We start from the raw sequence: 19594 nt of genomic DNA on the forward strand, positions 1-19594 counted from the left end.
CGCGAAAGGGTTGACTTGGATCAACCGTCCCGGCCGCTTGCGAGCCCAGCTTGACCTGCCACGGGGCGCCGGGATCCACGTCGATGAACGCAGTCAGGGGAATCATTTCAACTGCGCCGGAGATCTTTCTGCTGCTGTCGATGGCGCTCGGGACCGTTCTCGGCCGGATCAAGATCCATGGATTCTCTCTCGGCACGACCGCGTGCACGCTGATCGTGGCGGTGCTGATCGGTCGGCTCGGGGGCACCGGCCTGATCGCCGTGCTCATCTTCGCCTTCTTCGGCCTCGATCCCGGCACGGCGTCGGGACTTGCCGCAGGCGCATTGACGCAATCCTCGGTGATCGGCACGGCCTCGGGTGCGCTGGCCCAGCTCGGACTTCCCGAGGACGTGCTGGAGCATCAGGAGGCGAACATCGCTGCCGGCCATGCCGTCACCTATGTGCTGGGCTATATTCTCACGCTGATATACGTCCCGCTGCTCGCACCGAAGATGATGCGGATCGACCTGAAGGTCGAGGCGAAGAAGCTCGAGGCTCGAAGATAGCCGAATTGCCATGTTTGGAGACACGGCCATGATCACCGCGCGTTACTGCCTCTCGGCCTGGCTGACTGCAACCATCGTCACGACAGCGCCGGTTGTGGAGGCGGTCGCGCGCGAAAAGCCGCGGGCGGCCAAGCCTGCCGAGGTCGCGCCCCGGGGTCAGCGCGAGGCAAAGGACATCACGTACGGAATTTGGCGCAAGCTGTGCTTCAAGGCAGGTGGTGCTCGGACGCTGTGCCGGACTTCGATGACCGGCACCTTTCCGACCGGCCAAACAGCCGTCCGTGTGGACTTGATCGAGCGCGACGGCGACCGCAACGAGCGCCTGCAAGTGTTCGTACCCGTCGGCATGTACTTGCAGCACCCTGTCAAGCTCACGGTCGACCAAGGCAATTCCTATCATGTGCCCTACAGCTGGTGCCTCAGCAACGCCTGCATCGCGGCTGACGTCGCAGACCCAGGGATCATCAGAGACATGGAAGCGGGAAAGGCACTCCTGTTGGAAGTGGTCGATTCCAATCTGCTGTCGCTGACGACTTCGCTGCCGCTGGCGCAGTTCGGCTCAGTCCACAAGGGCGCTCCGGCGCAGATGCTCGAGCAGGACATCAACGAATGAAACGGCGAACCCACGGAACATCGTCCCTGTACCGTCAGGCATCGAGCTGCGCCAGTCCTTCGCGATCCAGAAGCACGAGCTGGCGCTGCGTCTGCCCGTCAAACCGCAGCATGTTGTCATCACGCAGGGTCGAGAGAGCACGCGAGACCGTCTCGAGCGTCAATCCAAGATAGTCGGCGATGTCGCGGCGGCTCATCGGCAAGCTCATCACGTCTGGATGATCCTGTCGCCGGTCCATTTCCAGAAGGAATGCGGCCACTTTCTCGACGGACGTCTTCCGGCCCAGGAGAAGCATGTGGTTCTCCGCGTGCTGAAGATTGCGCGTGACGAGGGTGAGCAGGCTTGCCTGGCCCGCCTCCTGGTGCTCGATCCTGTCGAGCAAGTGTCGACGGCTCGTGATGCGAACCTTGGTCTGAATGACTGCTTCTGCGGTAAAACGATGAACCGCGCCGTTCTCCAGCCCGAACAGATCGCCCGGAAGGTGGAACGAGTTGATCTGTCGGCGACCATCGCAGAGCAGTTTGTAGGTCCGGATCGCACCAGACACGATCTGGTAGACGTACTCGGCCTCCTCGCCCTCTCCAAAGACTTCCGTTCCTCTCCGATAAGTGAATTCGCTGCAAAAGACCCGTTCGCCGACGAGGGCCTCCAATTGCCCGTCATCGGCAGGACGGCTCACTGTCCTGGTCCTGATCAACATTGCAGAACTCCCTACAAATAGAATTGGCAGTGAATTCGGGAATTTTAGGCAATAGCATACGAGAGCATTTGATCTGGCTCAACTCAAAGCGGTGGCTACGTTATTGCCGGGCGAGCGAGGACGGGCACCAGGAGGTTCGAAAGGCCACGTGCTCCTCTGCGCCAACATGGGGGGAAGTTTGTGCAATTTGGGCCGTAAGCCCTTTTTGTATAAGTCAGCGGTCGCGCCATGTCGGTGGGCATCAAGCCGCCCAGGGCCTTGTCGACGGGTTTGGCTCATTTCGCCCTGCGACGTGACGGCGCAGGCGGCGGCACATAGCGCTGCCAGATGGTCCCGTTGTCGAACTGGATCGTCATGCCGTCGGGGGTATAGACAGCGCTTATGTCGTAAGCATCGATCCAGATGCGGCTCGCTGGCGAGAACCAGTCCGGCCATGCGCGCGACGGCACGCCGGCCTCGGTGGTGAGATTGAGCTCGGGTCCGTTCTGCGTAACGTGGGCCGGCAAGTTACCACGGCACATCTGGACGCACGTGTAAGTGCCGGTAAGGTTGACCGATTGGGCGAGCGCCGCGCCGGACGACAGCGCAGCAGCCATGCCAGTGACCATTAATAGCCGTTTCATACCTCATCTCCCTGCATACGATTGCTCCCGATGAGAAGCAGACTTCAATATCCAGCGCCATGGGTGATGTGGTTGATCCGCGTCAACGGTTACCCCCAACACGGGATGACGAGGCAAACCGCTGGCCGCTAGTTTGCCGTCGACCAGGCGCGATGGATGGGGTCGATCAACGCCTTTGCCGCGAACGGCTTGGTCAGATAGGCAATACATCCGGACTCGATTGCGGCCGTGCGATTCAAATGGCTGTCGTTGCCGGTGATATAGATGACCGGTGCCGCAACGCCATGCTCAGCAAGCCTGCGGCGCAACTCAATTCCAGAGGCATCGTCCAGATTGATGTCGATGATGATGCATGCTGCCTCGCCGCAGTCGCCATGGTCGAGCAGCGCATGTGCCGAGTCGAACAGCAGCGCAGTGAAGCCGTGCGCGCGCAGAAGGCGCTTGATGCTCATGCGCATCGACGCGTCGTCGTCGACGACAAGAACAGGTTTGCACGAGGACAAGTTCGGCGGTCCTTCCAGGTATTGGCTGGCGTCAGTTTGCCGGACGATTTGGATCAGTCGGACAACAAGCCCGACTACAGCCCGCGCATCCGGACTACAGCATACCCTTGCCGAGCTTTGAAATAGTCCTTGTGTGCAGGTTGCTTGACGGAGACCCGCCGGAACCACAGGCGTCGTCAGCCGGGCCGTTTGGCTTCGGGATCCAGTACGCCTAGCCGCTCCGCCATCGACACAAGTTCCGCGAGAGACTGCACCTGCATTTTCTCCATCACCTGATGGCGATGGGCCTTTACGGTGCGTTCAGCGGTGCCGAGTTCGTGGGCAATCTGCTTGTTGATCTTGCCGCGCACGATCAATTCGAACACCTGGCGTTCGCGCGGCGTCAGTGACTTCAGCCGCATCTGGAGCAAACCGAGCTTTGTGCGCTGGATGTGGTCGGCCTGCTGGCGGATCAAGGCACGCGCGAGCGCATCGAGCAGCTGTTCCGACGAGACGGGCTTGGTGAGAAAATCTTCGGCTCCGGCCTTGATGGCGCGCACGGTCGTCGGCGTATCTGCGTAGCCTGTCACGAACACGATCGGGAGCGTGGACCCGAGCCCGGCGAGGTGGCTCTGTAGCTGAGGACCGGAGAACCCGGGTATCTGCACGTCGAGCAAGATGCATCCGGGGCCATCACCGCCCGGCAGCCGCTCGAGCAGATCCTGGGCCGATGAATAGGTGGCGACCTCATAACCAGCGAGCTTCAGCCGGCGCTCGACGGCCGTGCGGAAGGAGGCGTCGTCGTCCACCACGTGAACCAAGCCGGGCATTTGACCTCCTGGAGGGTCCCGCAACCTTCAAATACGCAACAAAAGCAACCAAAGAAAAATGCGCCTGAGGCGATTCACGTCGAGCAAGGTATTAGCCCCTGCCCCTTGGTACAATGACCTGAGAGGCAATGGCTTATAACACGGCCTTCATCGTACACCAATCGCCCGGGAAACAGCGAGGCGCTCCCGGCAGCGAAATAATCTCAGCGACGAACCAGCTCAGCGACCAGAGGAGGCGGTCCATGTTTGTGCGCATCGCAACAGAACGGTCCCCGCGCCCCAATTCCCTCCGTGACTTCGGAATGACCTGCAGTTCGAACACGATCGTCAGTCTAAGCGAATTCACTTACAAGAAGGGCACTGAAGTCTACGGGGAGAAAGAGCCGGCAGAGTACGTCTATCAGGTCAAGGTTGGTGCAGTGCGAAGTTACAAGCTGCTGACCGACGGCCGGCGCCAGATCGGCGCGTTTCATCTCCCGGGCGACATTTTCGGCCTCGAGAATGACGGAGCTCATCGCTTCACGGCGGAAGCCATCATCGACACCACCGTTCACCTCATCAAGCGGCAAAGTCTCGAAATGGTGGCGAAGAGCGACGTCATGGTCGCCAAGAACCTGTTTCGCATGACCACCGCCAATCTCCATCATGCCGAGGACCACATGCTGCTCCTGGGCCGCAAGACATCGCTTGAGCGGGTTGCAGCCTTCTTGCTCGAGATGGACAAGCGCCTGACCGCCGCGGGCGTCATCGCGCTGCCGATGTCGCGGCGCGACATCGCCGATTACCTCGGCCTGACGCTGGAGACGGTGTCGCGTGCTTTGTCGCGGCTGCACGAATTGGGCGTTCTCGGCTTCGTCGGCAATACCCAACGGCAGATCGTGCTGCAAGACCGGGCGAAGCTTGCCAGCCTCGACCTCCAGAGCTGAAGCCGCGAGTCGCTAATCGCAACCTACGCCGTGATCATGCAGCCAACTGTACCTGGCGATTGATTTCAATCAACGAAAGACGACGGTTTCACCGTCCAGGTCGCAAGGTCGGAGTGCTTCGAGCGCGGAGTACGACATTTCAGGGAGGGATTCATGCGGTCGCGCAACTCATGTTCGGCCTCGTTCACGTTGGCCTCCTTGGCCATCGGGACAACGGTGGCATTTTCAAGCTTGATGGCGACGACCCGGGGCCGGAGCCGTCGTTTACTGCCAGTACGTGGATTATCCGCCGAGCTGCGTCGCGAGAGCCGGGGGTCGTCCTACGGCCGCGCCCGATCGCCCGCGAAGCCGTGCGACCTGGAACCCCGGCGAACCGTGGGGGGCCCGTCAATCGAGCTGGCCGTCGCTGAAACCGACCAGTCGTCCTCGTTCGCTCGTATCAGGAGTTAAGAATAGATCAGTCGCGGGTCTCGATCGCCGCCAGGTGCTCGACGGTCTTGCGCAGCACCTCGAACAATACCGCGGTCGACCAGCCGAACAGCAGGATGCCGTTCATCGCAGTCATTGGGCCCAGCAGGCGGCGCGTCTCGACCGGCGTGATGTCGCCATAGCCGAGCGTGGTGTAGTTGACGAAGGCAAAATAGACCAAGTCACTGCCGGCAGGCGCTACGCCGGCCATCAGGTAAGCCGCCGACCAGACGACGCTTTCCAAAGTGTGCGCCACCATCAGAACCGCGGCGGTAGCGACCATCGCGGCCATCAGGTGTAGTCTCGGCCATACCGTATGTCGCAGCCCGGCCGAACGGGCGATCCCAATCGCGCCGACCATGACCAGCGCGTGGATCATGATGTTCATCAGGCTGACAATGGTGCCAAGCAGGAATTGAAGCACCATTGTCCCTCCTCCCCGCGTGCCCGTTCGCCAGGCTTGCCCGCCCGATGGCGTGAGCGCACTTCAACCTCGCTTGCCTGGCGTCCGGTCGAGGCGCAGCCGTTGAGTTCTCATGCGCCTGATCTCTTCTTGAAGCGCCTCGGTCTTCTCATCCTGCCGCTCAGTCCTTGACTTCGTCTGCTCTTCGCCGCGCATCTTGTCGAGCGCCTTCTCGACGGAAAGCTTTTTGGTTTCAGCCATGCGCATCCTCCATTGAACAATTGCTAATGCGCCAATCCTCCGAACCAGGCGCCGAAATAGCCGGCATAAAGCGCCGGCAGCTCCAGATTCATGGAATGACCCATCCGGGGTATGGTCACGAGCCGGCAGTCCGGCATCGCCGCCGCCATACTCTCCAGATCCGCCAGCGCTATCCACCCGTCCTGCTCGCCCCAGAGCACAAGATGCGGATGCTGGATTTCCGGCATGCGGCGCTCCAGCTCCCGGCTTTCCTTTTCCCGGGCGAGGTTGACCGGCGTGCCGATCCAGACACCCTCGGAGACGCCAAAAGTCTGCTCAATGATGCGATCGAACAGCGCCGGGATCTCGCCGAGGCCCTCGCGGAATCGCGGGATCGCGTTCGGCGCAAGGCTCTCTGGCACGAACAGCGAGGACGCCGCACTGGCCATCACCGTCCGCGTCAGTTGCTTGTTCGCCATCATCGCCTGGAAAAGGCCGATCTGATCGGCATTGAAGGACATTCCAAGCGGCGTGACCGGGTCGAGCGCGAACACCCGCCCGAACCGCTGCGGCTGCATCAGCAGCATCCGTGCAGCGATGATGCCGCCGGTCGAGTGGGTCGCGAGATGGCAGAACCCGATGCCCAGCGTATCCAGTGCTGCCAGCATGTCATGCGCATGCTGCTGCATCGAGTAGTTGATATAGTCGGCCGCAGGTTTCGGCCGATCGCTGTCGCCGCAGCCGCGCCAGTCAATTCCGATCACGCGCAGTCCGCTCGGAAACATTGGTGCAGCGAGCTCGATCCAGTCCTTGCTGGCGAGATTGCCGTGGATGAAGACGACGGTGACGTCGCCTTGGCCCCACTCTCGCCAGCCCAACCGGACCTCACCTGCCTCAACCGTTGACATGATCCAGCCTACTTGTTCAGGCCGGCGGTCGGTGCAGCGCCGGGTGGCGTCGGCGCCACCGGCAAGGCCGAGACCGCCGAACCTTTGATCATCCGATCCGTGCTGAGCGGCGACGACGTATCGACCGTTCCCTTGATCACGAAATCCACCACGTCGACCGGGAATTCCACCGGATTGTCGGTGTGGATGAAGTGACCGGTCTCCGGATAGATCTTGAGGATCGGCCGGTTGCCTGCACTGGTCATGCGCGACATGAACGGCGTGATGACGTCGCGTCCGAGGTCCGTCAAGCCGTTGAACGCCGGCGTCGGGATGAACGGCTCCTTGTCGCCGAAGGAGATGAAGATCGGCGCCTTGATCTGGGCCACCCGCTGGTAGAGGTTCTTCGGGTCATCCTGCTGGAGCTCGGACCCTATCGAATAGATGTCGTAGATGAAGACGTTGGCCCATTGCTCGAGCTCCTTCGGGTTGCCCTTGATGAGCCCGACGCGCTGCTCGGTGTGGAAGCGGGCATATTCGCTATCGTTGTAGAAATAGCCGCTCTTCGCCGCCGACACGGCGTTGGTCTCCGGATCACGTTTCTTGAAATAGAAGAAGTCGCGGACGCTCTGCTCCGGGCGTCCGATCTCCGCGGCAAGGATGCCGGTCGGCCCCCAGGTTTCCTTCCACTTGTCGAAATCATGATCGAACACCTGATCGAACAGGCGCGCCTTCTTGTCCTTGGCGATCGTGATGTCGCGCGGATACTCTTCGAGGCCCGAAGGAGCTTCGAGCGCAAGGCCCAGGACGGCGTCCGGCCACGTGAGCGCATAGCCCATGACGACCTGGCCGCCAAGCGAATGACCGAGGTAATAGGCCTTCTTGACGCCGAGCTGATTGACCACGAGATCGTACACGGCCTCGCGCATGTCCTGCATCGTCCGCGCCGGGCTCTTGTCGAGATTGCCGGGACCGGACATGCCGTAGTGCGGCAGGTCCGGCACGATCACGCGCAGGCCGCTACGCAGCGCATACTGCATGACGTTACCGTAGTGCCCGCCGAACGCGCCTTTGCCATGAATGATGACGAGCACCTTTGGATCCTTCTCGGTGCCGGCGTACTCGTCCATGTAGCCGATCTGCCAGGACGTGCCCCGCTTGTCTTTCGTGGTCGCGTATTTGACCGGATAAGGGTAGGTCACAAAATCCTTCCAGAACGACTTGCCCGGGTCGATGCTCGCGGCCACGCCGGGCACGCGATAATTCTTGTCGACGTATTTCTGCGCGCGGTCGAGGCTCGCCACGTCCTCCATGAAGGCGACGAACTTCGGATCGTGCTTGCGGTGGTTGATGATCGAGAACACGCCGTAATGGGCGACCGGGCTCTCCTCGGAGATCAGCTGGGCGCCCGGCACGCGATCGACGGCGCGCTCGGCAAGCTTGAAGTTCAGCCAGCCATCGTTGGTGATGTGCATCACCATCGTGCGCGCCTGAATGCGGCCCAGATAGGGGTTGACGTTGTGAATCTCACCCACCCGGTTGCGCCAGACGAGATCGACCGCGTCGTAGAGCTTGGCGCGCGTGATCACGCTGCTGGCGGCCTTCTCGTTCGGCGGATTCCAGTAGAATACTTCCGGCTGCACGGCCGCAAAGCTCTGCGTCGTGCGGAAAGCGAAGTCGTAGCCGGTCAGGCCGAGCACCGACCAGCCGAAGGCTATGCCGGGAATCGGGTGCTTCTCTTTCGGCAGCTTGTAGTAATCGCCTTTGGTCTGCTGCCACACCGGATCGGCCTCGATCGCGGCGGTCATGAGTTGGAAGGTCCAGTTGCCGACGGGGTCCTCGGAATCCGACTGGGTGGTGCCACCGATCGGCATCAAGCCGCCCATGAACTCTGGATGCATGACGCCCCAGACATAGGTCTGCGTGCCTCCCATCGAGACGCCGGTGACCAAGGCAGCGCGGGCGATCTTCAAGCCGTCCCGCAGCATGCGGTAGTTCGCCTGGACCATGTCGTAGTAGCTGTATTGCGGAAACTTGATGCCGAGACCATCGGACGGTTTGCTCGCGCCCCAGGTGCCGAGCGGATCGACCATGACGACATAGTAGCGATTGGTGTCGATCGGCCGGCCCGGCCCGATGATCGGCACGCCACCCGACAAGGCAGCACCCTTGACCCACTGCTCGTACATGTCCGTCGAGTCGCCGGAATAGTACGAGTTGATGATCACGGCATTGGTGATCTCCCCGGCAGCATTGCGCCGCGGCGTGCCGACGGCGATGTAGGCCGAGTGCAACTTGCCCGCCCCGAGCGACTCCAGCGTCACGCCGCCTTCGCCACCATTCTCCCATTTCGACGGATCGGACAGATCGTACTTGCCGCCGAGGCGAAAGTTCGGGATCTCGACCGTCTTCTTCAGCTCATCATGCTGCATCTGCGACGAGCGGCGGCTGTAGGGCTGCGCGACCGCCAACGCGGTCCCCACCAACAGCAACAGCAGACTCACACAGCAATGCCGAATGAAATTCCTTCCGGCCATGGCGGCTTCCTCCTGGCAATTTTGTCAAAAGGCTAGGTACGCGATCGCGGCCGACCCTTGATCTAACTCAATGGATCGCTGTCTTCGTGGACGAGCATTGTGGTTGCCATCCATCTGGTCCGGACCTCGCAATGCCCTTTCTCAGCCACGGCTCGTATCGCATCCGTTATGAGCTTGATGGGCCAGCGAACGCTCCGGCCTATGTGCTGGTCAACGGGCTTACACAATATGCCGAGCTCTGGTCCGCGTATCGTGACGCCCTGGTTGCGCGGCAATTCCGCGTCGCGACGTTCGACCTGCTCGGCCAGGGGGAGTCGGACAAGCCCGCTCTCTTCATCAACCAGGATGATCAGGTGACGGCGCTTCATCTCCTGGTCGACGAACTCGGTGACGGACCCATTTTTCTCGCCGGTATCAGCTTCGGCGGCCTGATCGCGCTGCGCTATGCGATCGAGCACGGCGAGCGGCTGGCCGGGCTGGCGCCGATGAGCTGCTTCGCGGAGCTTCCGCCGCAACTGTTCCTGCTTGGCAACGCGCTCCGCACCGCGCTGATCCTGGGCGGCACCAGCTACCTCCAGGATCTGTTGCTGCCGATGAACGTCTCCGATCAATGGCTAGGACCGGTATTGGACAAGCTCGACAGCGTGAAGCGGCAGGGCTGGCTGGTCAACGACGTCTTCGCGCTGCAAAACTTGATGGAGTCCTTTCTCGACTTCCGGCCGCTGACGTCGCAACTGTCGTCGATCACCCTGCCGACCATGATCCTGAACGGCGAGTTCGACTTCCTGACGCCCCGTGCAGTCCATGAGACCCTGCGCGCCGAGATTCCGAACAGCGCGCTCGTGATCATCCAGCGCGCCTATCACGCCTTCACATTGGAGAAGCCGGCGCTGACCGCGGATTTGCTCGCTCGCTTCGCCGAGGACGTGCTGGCCGGGAGATGGCAAGGCAACAAGGCTGTCTGGATCGCGCCGGAAGAGGCCGGTGGCGAGCTCATTGCGTTTCCTGCCGGCTACGATCATCTGCGTGCCATCCCCGTGCAGGGACCGGCCACATGAGCGGATTCTTTGGACCGCTCGACCCGCAAGGCCGTGTGCCGCCGCACCAGCAGACTCGCGTCGCTGCGTTCTTGACCTCCGCCCATGGCGCGTTGGCGCGGCAGTTCGCGTTCGTGCTGCCCGCAAAGCTCGTGTCCGCCTGGCAGACCGAATTGAACGCTCAGGTCTACCATGAGGCGGAGATCGTCTCCCTGCTGCTTCGGGCGACGTCCTGGGTCCCGGACCTTGCGCTGGGATACCTGTCGATGTCCTGGGAGACGGCATGGTTTCCGCAACCAGCCGAGGGCATTCCGGACCAGCCGCTGGCGCGGGCTGTCAGCCTGGCAACACTTGCGCATGCCGTTCATGCCGGCATAAGGCCGGCAGCTTTGCTCCCGAGGGAAGCCAATGCCGACGATCCCTTTGTCATGGCCTTGCGGCGCATCGAACTGGAGAGCGGCCGGTTGCTGCAGGCACAAATCCTGTTCCTGAAAGGACCGGAGCTTTTGGCCCATCGCGACGCTGTCAGCGCTGCGCTCGAACATCGCCACGTCGAGACTCGCAAGCTATGGACCAGCGCGCTCGAAGGCGTCGGCATCGTGGTCCACAAATCATGAGAAGCCTTGACGCAGATCAAGGGACCAGGATGAACGCAAAGCGAGCATCCCACCGTCGCTTCCTTGATCTCTGTCGACTGGAGCTGGGACCATGAGGGCCGTTTCCATCGAAGAAGCCGTCGCGATGATCCCGGCAGGCGCAAGCATCATGGTCGGGGGCTTCATGGGGGTCGGCACGCCGTGGCGTCTGCTCGACGAGCTCGTCCGGCAGCAAAAGGCAGGGCTCTCCATCATCAGCAATGACGCTGCGTTGCCCGGCAAGGGTGTCGGGAAGCTGTTCGATGCGGAACTGGTCTCGCGTCTCACCGCGACCCATATCGGCCTCAATCCGAAGGCGCAGCAACAGATGCTGGCCAAGCAAATCGCAGTCGATTTGATTCCGCAAGGCACCTTCGTCGAGCGCATTCGCGCAGGCGGGTGCGGTCTCGGCGGCGTCCTCACGCCGACCGGCGTTGGCACGCTGGTCGCGGAGGGCAAGCGCCAGATCGAGGTCGACGGAAAGCCGTTCCTGCTCGAGACCGCATTGCGGGCGCAGTTCGCGCTCGTGCACGCTTTTCTCGCCGATTACCTCGGCAACCTCTCCTATGCGCTGACCGCGCGCAACTTCAATCCGGTCATGGCGATGGCGGCGGACACCGTGATCGTGACGGCGGAACACATCGTGCCCGTTGGCGTCATCGCGCCCGACCACGTCGTGACGCCGGCGCCCCTGGTCGACTATCTCATTACCAACCCAAGCGGGTGAAGCCATGGATGCACAGGAGATCATCGCCCGACGCGTCGCCAGGGAGCTCAGAAACGGCGACCTCGTCAATCTCGGCATCGGCATTCCGACGCTCGTCGCCAACTACGTCCCGGCGGGACTGAGCGTGTTCTTTCAGTCGGAAAATGGATTGATCGGCACGGGCCCGATTCCGGAGCAAGGGTTGGAGCACCCTCTCCTGACGGACGCCGGCGGCCGCCCGATCAGCGCGCTGCCGGGGGCCAGCACCTTCGACAGCGCGATGTCGTTCGGACTGATCCGCGGCGGCCATGTCGATGTCACCGTGCTCGGCGGGCTCCAAGTCGATGCCCACGGACTTCTCGCCAACTGGATGATCCCCGGCAAGATGGTTCCGGGCATGGGCGGCGCGATGGACCTCGTCAGCGGCGCCAAGCGGGTCATCGTCGCCATGCAGCATGCCGCGAAGGGCAAGTCCAAGATCGTCGCCAATTGCACGCTGCCGTTGACGTCGGTCCGGCCGGTGCAGCTGGTCGTGACCGACATGGCGGTGATCGGCTTTCCTGACGGCAAGGCCACATTGCTGGAGATTGCTCCCGGCATCAGCGTGGGCGAGGTCATGGCGGTGACGGACGCCGAGCTGGTCGTGTCCGACGACATCCCGCAAATGAAGATCTGAGCAGGCCACCATCATGCGCATATTCAGCAACTTCGACGAGATCAAATCCGCGGTCGGTACCGAGATCGGTGTCAGCGACTGGATCGAGGTGACGCAGGATCGCATCAACCAGTTTGCCCAGGCGACTTGCGACGAGCAGTGGATCCACGTCGATCAGGAGCGCGCCAGGAGGGAAGCGCCGGGCGGCACCACCATCGCGCACGGCCTGCTGTCCCTGTCGCTTGCACCTCTTTTCATTCGTTCGGTGATGGGCCTGAAGGGCCTGCGCAACACCCTGAACTACGGCGCCGATCGAATTCGATATCTTGCCCCCGTCCCCGCCGGATCGAGGCTGCGCGGGCGGATCACGGTCGCCGAAGCCGAGGACGTGCCGCCGGACGGCCTGCGCGTCAACTATCACCTCGTCATCGAGATCGAGGGCGGCAAGAAGCCGGCCTGCGTCGCCGAGCTGATCGCGCTGCATTATCGCTAGCTAGGTGTGCTGCCAACGGCTAGCCGCGGCGACATGGAGGACGCCGTCAATAGGCTCGTGGATATCGCGGGTATCTCCCACGGGGGAAAGCCTGAGCGAAGTACGGGTTTATCACGCATGTGGCGGCGCGACCGAATGCCGAAGCCTGACACTGCGGCAGCGATGTGTAGCTGCAATCGATCCATTCGCCTCCGCCAAAGGACCCTTCATAGACCTTCATGCATATCGCATAGCGAGGATCGTAGGTTTGCGCCTGCGCCGGCACGAAATGGATCGCGAGCAGAAACAGGCTCAACCCAAGCGCACGCACCAGAACCTCCTCCGTCAGTCAGTCGATGATGTGATAGCCGCCGTCGATATAGAGAACGCCGCCGGTGATCAGCTTGGCCCCGTCGAGCGCCAGGAACGCCGTGGCATTGCCGACGTCCTCGATGCTGACGAGGCTGCGGGTCGGCGCGGTGGACTGCGCCTTGTCCATGAGATCATCGAATTCGGGGATGCCCGATGCCGCGCGCGTGGCGAGCGGGCCTGGTGAGATCGCGTGAACACGGATGCCCTTCGGACCGAGTTCGGCCGCAATGTAGCGGACGGCTGCTTCAAGCGCGGCCTTGGCCACCCCCATCACATTGTAGTTCTTCACGACCATCTGGCTGCCGTAATAGGTCATGGTGAACATCGTGCCCCCGTTCTTCATCAGCGGCTCGGCGAGATGCGCCATCCGCATGAACGACCAGCAGGAGACATCCATCGTCTTCAGGAAGCCGTCGCGGCCGACATCCACCACGCGACCGTGCAGCGCCTCCTTCGGCGAAAACGCGATCGAATGCAGCAGGAAATCGAGTTGCCCCCACTCGCTTGCAATCCGCTCGAACACTTGTTCGGTCTGGCCTTCCATCATGACGTCCAGCGGCATGAAGATCGGCGCTTCCAGCGCCTGCGCCAGCGGTTCGACATGCTTCTTGGCACGGTCATTGAGGTAGGTGACGGCGAGCTCCGCCCCGAGGGCGCGAAACGCCCTTGCGCAGCCCCAGGCGATGGATTGGTCGTTGGCGATGCCGACGACGAGGCCCTTCTTACCCTTCAAGGCAACCTTGGTATCCGGGAACACGGGGATCATGACGCCCTCTCTTGTCTGGAGTTGCTCGATGGCTGCTTCATCAGCAGCGACAGCGTGTGTTGCGCGATCATCAGTTCCTCGTCGGTCGGTACGACATAGACGGGGATACGACTCTCGGCACGCGATATCAGCCGCGAATTGCGAGAATTGCCGGCGTGGTCGAGGCTGACACCGAGCCATCCGAGCTGCTCGACCACACGGGCGCGAATCGTCGCGGAATTCTCGCCAATGCCGGCAGTGAAGACGAAGGCGTCCAAACCTTGCAATGCGGCCGCGAGCATGCCGGCATTGAGGCAGATCCGATACACGAAATAGTCGATCGCCAGCTTGGCCCTGACGTCGTCGCTGGCCTCGAGCTCCCGCATGTCGTTGCTGACGCCCGAGAGTCCCTTCAGTCCGCAATCGCGATAGAGAAAGTCCTGGACGTTCGCCGCGGACATGCCCTTCTCGGAGATGAGATAGAGCACGACACCGGGGTCGAGCTGGCCGGGCCGCGTGCCCATCGGCAGCCCGTCCAACGCCGTGAAGCCCATGGTGCTTTCGACGCTTCGTCCCTCGTTGAGCGCACACATCGAGGCACCGCTCCCCAGATGAGCCACGATGACCCGCCGGTTCGCGATGTCGGGCGCAATCTGCGGCAGGGCCTTCGCGACATATTCGTAAGACAGCCCGTGGAAACCATAGCGGCGTACCCCCTCGGCATGGAGGTGATGCGGGATCGCGTAGTGATCGGCGACCGCGCTGTGCGTGCGATGAAAGGCGGTATCGAAGCACGCCACTTGCGGCAAGCTCGGGAAGCCGGCAAGGATCGACCGGATCGGCGCCAGATTGTGCGGCTGGTGCAGTGGTGCGAGATTGACGAAGCGTTCCAGGCGGGCGACAACGCCGTGATCGATCGACACCGGCCGGTCAAAGTCCGGGCCGCCATGCACGACGCGGTGTCCGACCGCGATCGGATGGATGCGAAGCTCTTCACGCAACCAGCTCCCGGCGATCTCCATCGCCGCCGGAACGTCCGCGACTGCCTCGATCGGATATGCTCGCTCGGCCAGCGTCTCACCGTTCGCGCCACTCGCCCGCAACCGTGGTCGGCTGGCAATGCCGTCGATCTGGCCCTTGATCTGCCGGCGAAGGATACCCTCTCCCTCGACAGAAAATATCTGGAACTTGACGCTCGAGGAGCCTGCGTTGACGACGAGGATCGTATCCATCGCGGTCACGCAGCGACTGTCGGCGCATGTTGGCGCCGGGCATTAGCATAGAGCGATGCCACCGCGCAGGACGCCATGCGCGCACGGGGCGTGTCCGCCCGGGACGTCAGCACGACCGGCACCCGGGCACCGAGCACGATGCCGGCGCCGTCGGCCTTGGCGAAGTAGGCGAGATTTTTCGCCAGCATGTTGCCGGCTTCGAGATCGGGAACGACGAGGATCTGGGCTCGCCCGGCAACTTCGGACTTGATGCCCTTGATCCGTGCCGCCTCGGGATCGATGGCGTTGTCGAAGGCCAGGGGCCCGTCGAGCACGCCGCCGCTGATCTGGCCGCGGTCGGCCATCTTGCACAGGGCGGCCGCCTCGATCGTCGATGGGATCTTTGAGGTCACGGTTTCCACGGCCGACAGGATCGCCACGCGCGGCGATTTTCCAAAACCGGCCTGGTTGTACAGATCAATGGCGTTCTGGATGATGTCCCGCTTGGCATCGAGATCGGGAAAGATGTTGATGGCGGCGTCGGTGACGAGCAGCGTGTCGGCATAGGCCGGAACATCCATCACGAAGACGTGGCTGATACGGCGATCGGTGCGCAGGCCGCCCGTTTTCGCCGTGATGGCGCGCATGAGTTCGTCGGTATGCAGGCTGCCCTTCATCAGCATCTCGCCCCTGGCAGCATGGATCAACTCGACGCTCCTGGACGCGGCTTCCTCGCTATGCGCGGCATCGACGATCTCGAAGCCGGAGATATCGAGATCGTGCCTGCCCGCCGTCTCCCTGATCTTTCTCTCGGGTCCGACCAGGATCGGTCGAATGATCCCGGCTTGCGCGCTATCGACGGCTCCGCGCAACGAGGTTTCATCGCAAGGATGCACCACCACGGTCGGCACCGGTGGCACGGCCTTCGCTGCCGCAATCAAGCGATCGTACTTGCTGGGAGACTGCGCTGGCCTCGTATCGGCTGACATGATCTCGCTCCCGCCTCTTCCATGAACGCCTAAGATGCTTTCGCCTTTGGGTCGAAAGGGGTAATGTTCGACGTCCCCTCTCCCGCCTCGACGCCGAACAGCGCGGCGATACGCTGCAGGCGGCTTGCACGCTCGCCGGTGATTTCGCCGCTCGCGGAAAGGACCTCGCGGATCATTGCGACTGCCGCGAGTCGTTGCGCGACATCTTCTGGGAGCATCTTCGGAATCGCGGCCAGGGCGCCTTGCTGGTCGAGCAACAGCATGAAGAACTGCTCGCGCACCAGCATCTTGAACTCGGGCAGCGTCAAACGTGAACTGCCGGCATCGCGGCGAATCCGACGGAGCGCCTCGATGCTCCGCTCGTCGACCATTCCGCGGGCCGAGCCGATATAGAGCAGGCCACGAAGGGCGGCTTCACGAAGACCGCCCTCCCCCACCCTGGACTTCAGCTCGGCGATACGCTTCTCGAGCATTGTCCGGTGCTCCGCCGACATCTCGCGCCTGCGCGAAGACTCCCAGTTCGGATCGATCCCGACCGCCGCCTGAAGTGCAGGCGAACCATAGACATTGAGGAAGATCGTCTCGCTCAGGGCTTCCTGGGCGTCGCGCCAGCTGTCCAGCGCATGAACGATCTGCTTGGACATCTGCTCCTGGAAGGCCAGGAACGGATTGTCCTCTGCCACAGGCTTGCGTTTCTCCTCGATCTCATCGGCGGCCGTCTTCACGGCGCCCATCCAGGGATTCTGGCTGCTGAGGACCTCGTACTGCAATCGCAGCGGATGCAGGTTGCGCATGGTCTCCGCCATCTGTGGCGTGACCATCTTCTTGATCCAGGGCTGCACGAACTTCCGGTACGCCGCGAGATTCATCTCGGAGACGCGTTTTGCGGCTGCGAAGCGCCGCTCGTCCTCGGGCGAATTGCCGCCCATGGCGCGGATATCGTCGAGCGTTCGCGCCTCGCAGCGCATCACCCACTGCCCGACGACGAGATCGGAACTCGTGGTCTCCTCACCCTTGGCTTCGAACGTCGCTTCATAAAGTCCAGGCGGCAGGATGTCGATCAGGTCGATATTGCTGGAGAATTCCGCATGCTCCTTCTTCGCGACGCCGCCGGAGACGAAGATGCCGAGGTGCCCGATGCTTTCGTGAACGGTGTAGACGATGGTCTGCCCATATGCCCTGATCTCGTTGACGTCTGCATAGCAATCGAGAATCCAGTCCAGTGCCTGCTGCGGCGGCGTGACGTTGTCGCCCTTGGAGCAGAACACCACGATCGGCGACCTGATATTGCGCAGATCGACCTTCTGCCCGTCCGACATCTCGATCTTGCCGGCCGCGAGATTGTTGCCGATGAAGAGCTCATCGACGATGAACTGGATCTCCTCGGCGTTCAGGTTGACATGCCCGCCCCACCAGCGCTCGAAGTCCAGGTAGCGATCGGCCTCGGTATCGACCTTGGAATAGACGTTGTACTGCTTGGTCCAGAGCGTGTTGGATGGATTCTGGTTCTCGAAGTTCTGCACCAGCCAGGCGCCATCGAACTTGCCGGCGCCGAGATCGCTGGCCAATGCAGTCAGCCAGCTCCCTCCCAACAGGCCGCCGGAATAACGCATCGGATATTTGCCGTGCACGCCGGCCCAGTAAGCGAGCGGCGCGCCGGCGATGATCAATGGCCCGAATAATTCAGGCCGCAGCGACGCCAGGATCATGACGGCCCAGCCGGCCTGGCAATTGCCGATCACGCAGGGCTTGCCGTCGGCTTTCGGATGCAGGCTGATGACCTTCTCGATGAACAGCGCCTCGGCGCGCGCGATGCGCTCGATGGTCTGCCCCGGCATCGGCTCCGGCAGGAAGCCGATGAAGTAGCAGGGATGCCCCGCTTTCATGGCAACGCCGATCTCGCTGTCCGCCTTGAAGCCGCCGATTCCCGGACCGTGTCCCGCGCGCGGATCGACCACGATGAACGGCCGCCGTTCGAGATCGATCTCGACCCCCTTGGGTGGAATGATGCGCACCAGCGCATAGTTGACGGGCTCGTCGAGCTTGCGCCCGTCGATGATCAGTTCAGCAGCATATTGCAGGACATGCGGCGCCGTCTGCGCGACGTGCTCGCGATACTGGTCGCCGCGCTGGCGCATAATGTCCAGAAACAACACGCTCCGCTGCCCTGCATCGACCATGTATTCGACGGCCGCGGCGACGACCCCGGACAGGGGACCACCCGGCAGATTCAAGTTTTCCATCGTCATGTCCCGATCTCGCTGTCGTAGGCATTCAGAAGGCGCTTCCGGAAGCCGCCACCGTTGATTTAAGTCAACGTTCGACGACGGCCGGCAGTGGGGCGGCGTCCGTCTTGATCCAGGCGACTGCAAGCTCCCAGGCGACCGACAGGATGATGGGGCCGATGAAGAGACCGATGATTCCATGCCCCAGCGTTCCGCCGATCACGCCGATCAGGATGACGAGTGTCGGCGTGGTCAAACCGCGCCCCATCACCAGGGGCTTCAGGACGTTGTCGAGGATGCTGACGATTCCGAGGAAGAAGGTCAGCAGCAATGCGGTAGTGACGTCCTTGTCGGTCCAGATCCAGACGATCACGGGAATCATGACGAGGGCTGCGCCGATCTGCACGATCGAGAGCAGCAGGACCAGAACCGCCAGGAGGCCGGCGATCGGGATGCCCGCGAGCTTGAAACCGATACCGGCCAGCAGCGCCTGGACCACCGCGATACCGATCACGCCTTGGGATACCGCTCGAATGGTCGCTCCCGCCAAATCCAGGAAATGCTCGCTCTGCTCGGGCACGATCCGCGCGAGAAAGCCTCGGCCCGCGGCCACGAGCTGCGGGCCATAGGGAAGGATGACGCCAGCGACGACGACCGAGAGCAGGAACTTGACTGCTCCCACGCCAGCATCGCCCACAAGACCGAGCAGCGTGCCGGCGAACGGCTTCAGATAAGGCGCGACCTGATACAGGGCCGGGCGAAGATTCGTTGAGGCCTGCTCCCACAGCTCGTAAAGCTGCGCTCCGATCAGCGGCCAGGTCTTGAGGGCCTGCGGCGGCAATGGAATTGTCAGTTCGCCCGCGGCCAGTTCGGCGGCGAAGTCTTTGATGCCATCCGCCGCACCCATGCCGAGCCAGGCCGCAGGGCCGATGAAGACGGCTAGATTGATTGCGGTGAAGATGGCCGCCGCCAGCTTTGGGCGGCCGCCCAAAGCGTTGGCGAGCAGGACGAAGGCGGGATGGAGCGCGACGGCAAGCACGAGGGCCCAGACCAGAATGGTCACGAACGGACGGACCAGGTAGAATGTCCAGAAGATCAACAGAGCGAGCAATCCAAGCCGCATCAACAGCTGGATCGCGTCTTCGCCGGTGAGACGTTGAAGGAGTGTTCTCATGGCCGCCCCTCTCCGCCGTCTCGTCGGAGACAGATGCCGATGCTCGCCAGGAGCCCCCGGAACGGAAGGACGACACCGCTCCAGTCAATGTAGGAATTCCGGAGGGGAAGAACCGCGGC

General features: G+C 62.4%; 21 protein-coding genes and 1 pseudogene. 8 read left to right on the forward strand and 14 right to left on the reverse strand.

Translation table 11 applies throughout. From position 1 onward, the window contains the following. Positions 1–83: 83 nt before the first annotated feature. Both IVB23_RS10310 and IVB23_RS10315 read left to right on the forward strand, forming a co-directional pair. A pseudogene (locus IVB23_RS10310) lies at positions 84–536 on the forward strand (transporter); the annotation flags it as partial. Positions 537–573: 37 nt separating this feature from the next. Then, positions 574–1158, forward strand: a complete 585-nt coding sequence (locus IVB23_RS10315) for an invasion associated locus B family protein (protein ID WP_197968412.1) — start codon at positions 574–576, stop codon at positions 1156–1158. 34 nt (positions 1159–1192) lie between these two features. Here IVB23_RS10315 and IVB23_RS10320 read toward each other — a convergent pair whose 3' ends face one another. From IVB23_RS10320 to IVB23_RS10335, 4 genes are all read right to left on the reverse strand, one after another. Further along, a complete protein-coding gene (locus tag IVB23_RS10320; protein ID WP_061878355.1) occupies positions 1193–1858 on the reverse strand; it encodes a helix-turn-helix domain-containing protein in 666 nt (221 codons plus the stop codon). A gap of 275 nt (positions 1859–2133) precedes the next feature. After that, positions 2134–2481: a hypothetical protein gene (locus IVB23_RS10325; RefSeq protein WP_247803434.1), complete on the reverse strand. Its 348-nt coding sequence runs from the start codon at positions 2479–2481 to the stop codon at positions 2134–2136. 128 nt (positions 2482–2609) lie between these two features. Next, a complete protein-coding gene (locus IVB23_RS10330; RefSeq protein WP_245311967.1) occupies positions 2610–2939 on the reverse strand; it encodes a response regulator in 330 nt (109 codons plus the stop codon). Between the two features lie 221 nt (positions 2940–3160). Then, entirely contained in the window at positions 3161–3793 is a 633-nt protein-coding gene (locus IVB23_RS10335; protein ID WP_247803435.1) for a response regulator, read from the reverse strand. Positions 3794–4035: 242 nt separating this feature from the next. On the opposite strand from IVB23_RS10335, the gene IVB23_RS10340 reads away from it, so the two are divergent. Further along, positions 4036–4719, forward strand: a complete 684-nt coding sequence (locus IVB23_RS10340; protein ID WP_061878358.1) for a helix-turn-helix domain-containing protein — start codon at positions 4036–4038, stop codon at positions 4717–4719. 457 nt (positions 4720–5176) lie between these two features. Here IVB23_RS10340 and IVB23_RS10345 read toward each other — a convergent pair whose 3' ends face one another. Genes IVB23_RS10345 through IVB23_RS10360 form a run of 4 tightly spaced genes read right to left on the reverse strand, consistent with a single transcriptional unit; the run spans position 5177 to position 9254 of the window. Next, positions 5177–5614: a potassium channel family protein gene (locus tag IVB23_RS10345; RefSeq protein WP_247803436.1), complete on the reverse strand. Its 438-nt coding sequence runs from the start codon at positions 5612–5614 to the stop codon at positions 5177–5179. Between the two features lie 60 nt (positions 5615–5674). Next, a complete protein-coding gene (locus IVB23_RS10350; protein ID WP_197968415.1) occupies positions 5675–5851 on the reverse strand; it encodes a hypothetical protein in 177 nt (58 codons plus the stop codon). Positions 5852–5874: 23 nt separating this feature from the next. After that, positions 5875–6738, reverse strand: a complete 864-nt coding sequence (locus IVB23_RS10355; RefSeq protein WP_247803437.1) for an alpha/beta hydrolase — start codon at positions 6736–6738, stop codon at positions 5875–5877. An 8-nt stretch (positions 6739–6746) separates the two neighbouring features. After that, entirely contained in the window at positions 6747–9254 is a 2508-nt protein-coding gene (locus tag IVB23_RS10360) for an alpha/beta hydrolase (RefSeq protein WP_247803438.1), read from the reverse strand. Between the two features lie 131 nt (positions 9255–9385). Between IVB23_RS10360 and IVB23_RS10365 the strand changes: the two genes are divergently transcribed. The 5 genes from IVB23_RS10365 (at position 9386) to IVB23_RS10385 (ending at position 12780) form a co-directional block, all read left to right on the forward strand. Next, positions 9386–10312, forward strand: a complete 927-nt coding sequence (locus IVB23_RS10365; RefSeq protein ID WP_247803439.1) for an alpha/beta hydrolase — start codon at positions 9386–9388, stop codon at positions 10310–10312. Continuing rightward, positions 10309–10908 (forward strand): hypothetical protein, encoded by a 600-nt coding sequence (locus tag IVB23_RS10370; RefSeq protein WP_247803440.1) that lies wholly within the window; start codon positions 10309–10311, stop codon positions 10906–10908. Before IVB23_RS10365 ends, IVB23_RS10370 begins: the two co-directional genes overlap by 4 nt. Positions 10909–10999: 91 nt before the next feature. Beyond that, positions 11000–11653: a 3-oxoacid CoA-transferase subunit A gene (locus tag IVB23_RS10375; RefSeq protein ID WP_247803441.1), complete on the forward strand. Its 654-nt coding sequence runs from the start codon at positions 11000–11002 to the stop codon at positions 11651–11653. A 4-nt stretch (positions 11654–11657) separates the two neighbouring features. Then, on the forward strand, positions 11658–12308 hold the full coding sequence (locus IVB23_RS10380) for a 3-oxoacid CoA-transferase subunit B (RefSeq protein WP_247803442.1): 651 nt from the start codon (positions 11658–11660) through the stop codon (positions 12306–12308). A 13-nt stretch (positions 12309–12321) separates the two neighbouring features. Further along, the gene (locus IVB23_RS10385; RefSeq protein ID WP_035672683.1) at positions 12322–12780 is read left to right on the forward strand and encodes a MaoC family dehydratase; all 459 of its coding nucleotides are present in this window, start codon (positions 12322–12324) and stop codon (positions 12778–12780) included. Positions 12781–12826: 46 nt separating this feature from the next. Here IVB23_RS10385 and IVB23_RS10390 read toward each other — a convergent pair whose 3' ends face one another. The 6 genes from IVB23_RS10390 to IVB23_RS10415 form a co-directional block, all read right to left on the reverse strand. Continuing rightward, positions 12827–13090, reverse strand: coding sequence for a DUF3551 domain-containing protein (locus IVB23_RS10390; RefSeq protein WP_247803443.1), 264 nt, complete (start codon positions 13088–13090; stop codon positions 12827–12829). Between the two features lie 18 nt (positions 13091–13108). After that, entirely contained in the window at positions 13109–13897 is a 789-nt protein-coding gene (gene fabI / locus IVB23_RS10395; RefSeq protein ID WP_247803444.1) for an enoyl-ACP reductase FabI, read from the reverse strand. Further along, a complete protein-coding gene (locus IVB23_RS10400) occupies positions 13894–15108 on the reverse strand; it encodes an acetate/propionate family kinase (protein ID WP_247803445.1) in 1215 nt (404 codons plus the stop codon). The genes fabI and IVB23_RS10400 overlap by 4 nt, the downstream gene beginning before the upstream one ends. Positions 15109–15113: 5 nt before the next feature. Continuing rightward, positions 15114–16076, reverse strand: a complete 963-nt coding sequence (locus IVB23_RS10405) for a phosphate acetyltransferase (protein WP_061878368.1) — start codon at positions 16074–16076, stop codon at positions 15114–15116. Positions 16077–16105: 29 nt separating this feature from the next. Beyond that, positions 16106–18325: a DUF3141 domain-containing protein gene (locus IVB23_RS10410; RefSeq protein WP_247803446.1), complete on the reverse strand. Its 2220-nt coding sequence runs from the start codon at positions 18323–18325 to the stop codon at positions 16106–16108. Between the two features lie 64 nt (positions 18326–18389). Then, positions 18390–19475, reverse strand: a complete 1086-nt coding sequence (locus IVB23_RS10415; RefSeq protein ID WP_061878370.1) for an AI-2E family transporter — start codon at positions 19473–19475, stop codon at positions 18390–18392. Positions 19476–19594 lie beyond the last annotated feature (119 nt).

The sequence above is a fragment of the Bradyrhizobium sp. 191 genome (assembly GCF_023100985.1).
GTDB lineage: Bacteria > Pseudomonadota > Alphaproteobacteria > Rhizobiales > Xanthobacteraceae > Bradyrhizobium > Bradyrhizobium diversitatis.

Coding starts and splice junctions, on each gene's coding strand:
- IVB23_RS10325 (WP_247803434.1), bottom strand. CDS start 2,481: ATGAAACGGCTATTAATGGTCACTGGCATGGCTGCTGCGCTGTCGTCC.
- fabI (WP_247803444.1), bottom strand. CDS start 13,897: ATGATCCCCGTGTTCCCGGATACCAAGGTTGCCTTGAAGGGTAAGAAG.
- IVB23_RS10330 (WP_245311967.1), bottom strand. CDS start 2,939: ATGCGCATGAGCATCAAGCGCCTTCTGCGCGCGCACGGCTTCACTGCG.
- IVB23_RS10360 (WP_247803438.1), bottom strand. CDS start 9,254: ATGGCCGGAAGGAATTTCATTCGGCATTGCTGTGTGAGTCTGCTGTTG.
- IVB23_RS10410 (WP_247803446.1), bottom strand. CDS start 18,325: ATGACGATGGAAAACTTGAATCTGCCGGGTGGTCCCCTGTCCGGGGTC.
- IVB23_RS10380 (WP_247803442.1), top strand. CDS start 11,658: ATGGATGCACAGGAGATCATCGCCCGACGCGTCGCCAGGGAGCTCAGA.
- IVB23_RS10340 (WP_061878358.1), top strand. CDS start 4,036: ATGTTTGTGCGCATCGCAACAGAACGGTCCCCGCGCCCCAATTCCCTC.
- IVB23_RS10315 (WP_197968412.1), top strand. CDS start 574: ATGATCACCGCGCGTTACTGCCTCTCGGCCTGGCTGACTGCAACCATC.
- IVB23_RS10345 (WP_247803436.1), bottom strand. CDS start 5,614: ATGGTGCTTCAATTCCTGCTTGGCACCATTGTCAGCCTGATGAACATC.
- IVB23_RS10385 (WP_035672683.1), top strand. CDS start 12,322: ATGCGCATATTCAGCAACTTCGACGAGATCAAATCCGCGGTCGGTACC.
- IVB23_RS10365 (WP_247803439.1), top strand. CDS start 9,386: ATGCCCTTTCTCAGCCACGGCTCGTATCGCATCCGTTATGAGCTTGAT.
- IVB23_RS10375 (WP_247803441.1), top strand. CDS start 11,000: ATGAGGGCCGTTTCCATCGAAGAAGCCGTCGCGATGATCCCGGCAGGC.
- IVB23_RS10370 (WP_247803440.1), top strand. CDS start 10,309: ATGAGCGGATTCTTTGGACCGCTCGACCCGCAAGGCCGTGTGCCGCCG.
- IVB23_RS10350 (WP_197968415.1), bottom strand. CDS start 5,851: ATGGCTGAAACCAAAAAGCTTTCCGTCGAGAAGGCGCTCGACAAGATG.
- IVB23_RS10405 (WP_061878368.1), bottom strand. CDS start 16,076: ATGTCAGCCGATACGAGGCCAGCGCAGTCTCCCAGCAAGTACGATCGC.
- IVB23_RS10355 (WP_247803437.1), bottom strand. CDS start 6,738: ATGTCAACGGTTGAGGCAGGTGAGGTCCGGTTGGGCTGGCGAGAGTGG.
- IVB23_RS10415 (WP_061878370.1), bottom strand. CDS start 19,475: ATGAGAACACTCCTTCAACGTCTCACCGGCGAAGACGCGATCCAGCTG.
- IVB23_RS10320 (WP_061878355.1), bottom strand. CDS start 1,858: ATGTTGATCAGGACCAGGACAGTGAGCCGTCCTGCCGATGACGGGCAA.
- IVB23_RS10335 (WP_247803435.1), bottom strand. CDS start 3,793: ATGCCCGGCTTGGTTCACGTGGTGGACGACGACGCCTCCTTCCGCACG.
- IVB23_RS10400 (WP_247803445.1), bottom strand. CDS start 15,108: ATGGATACGATCCTCGTCGTCAACGCAGGCTCCTCGAGCGTCAAGTTC.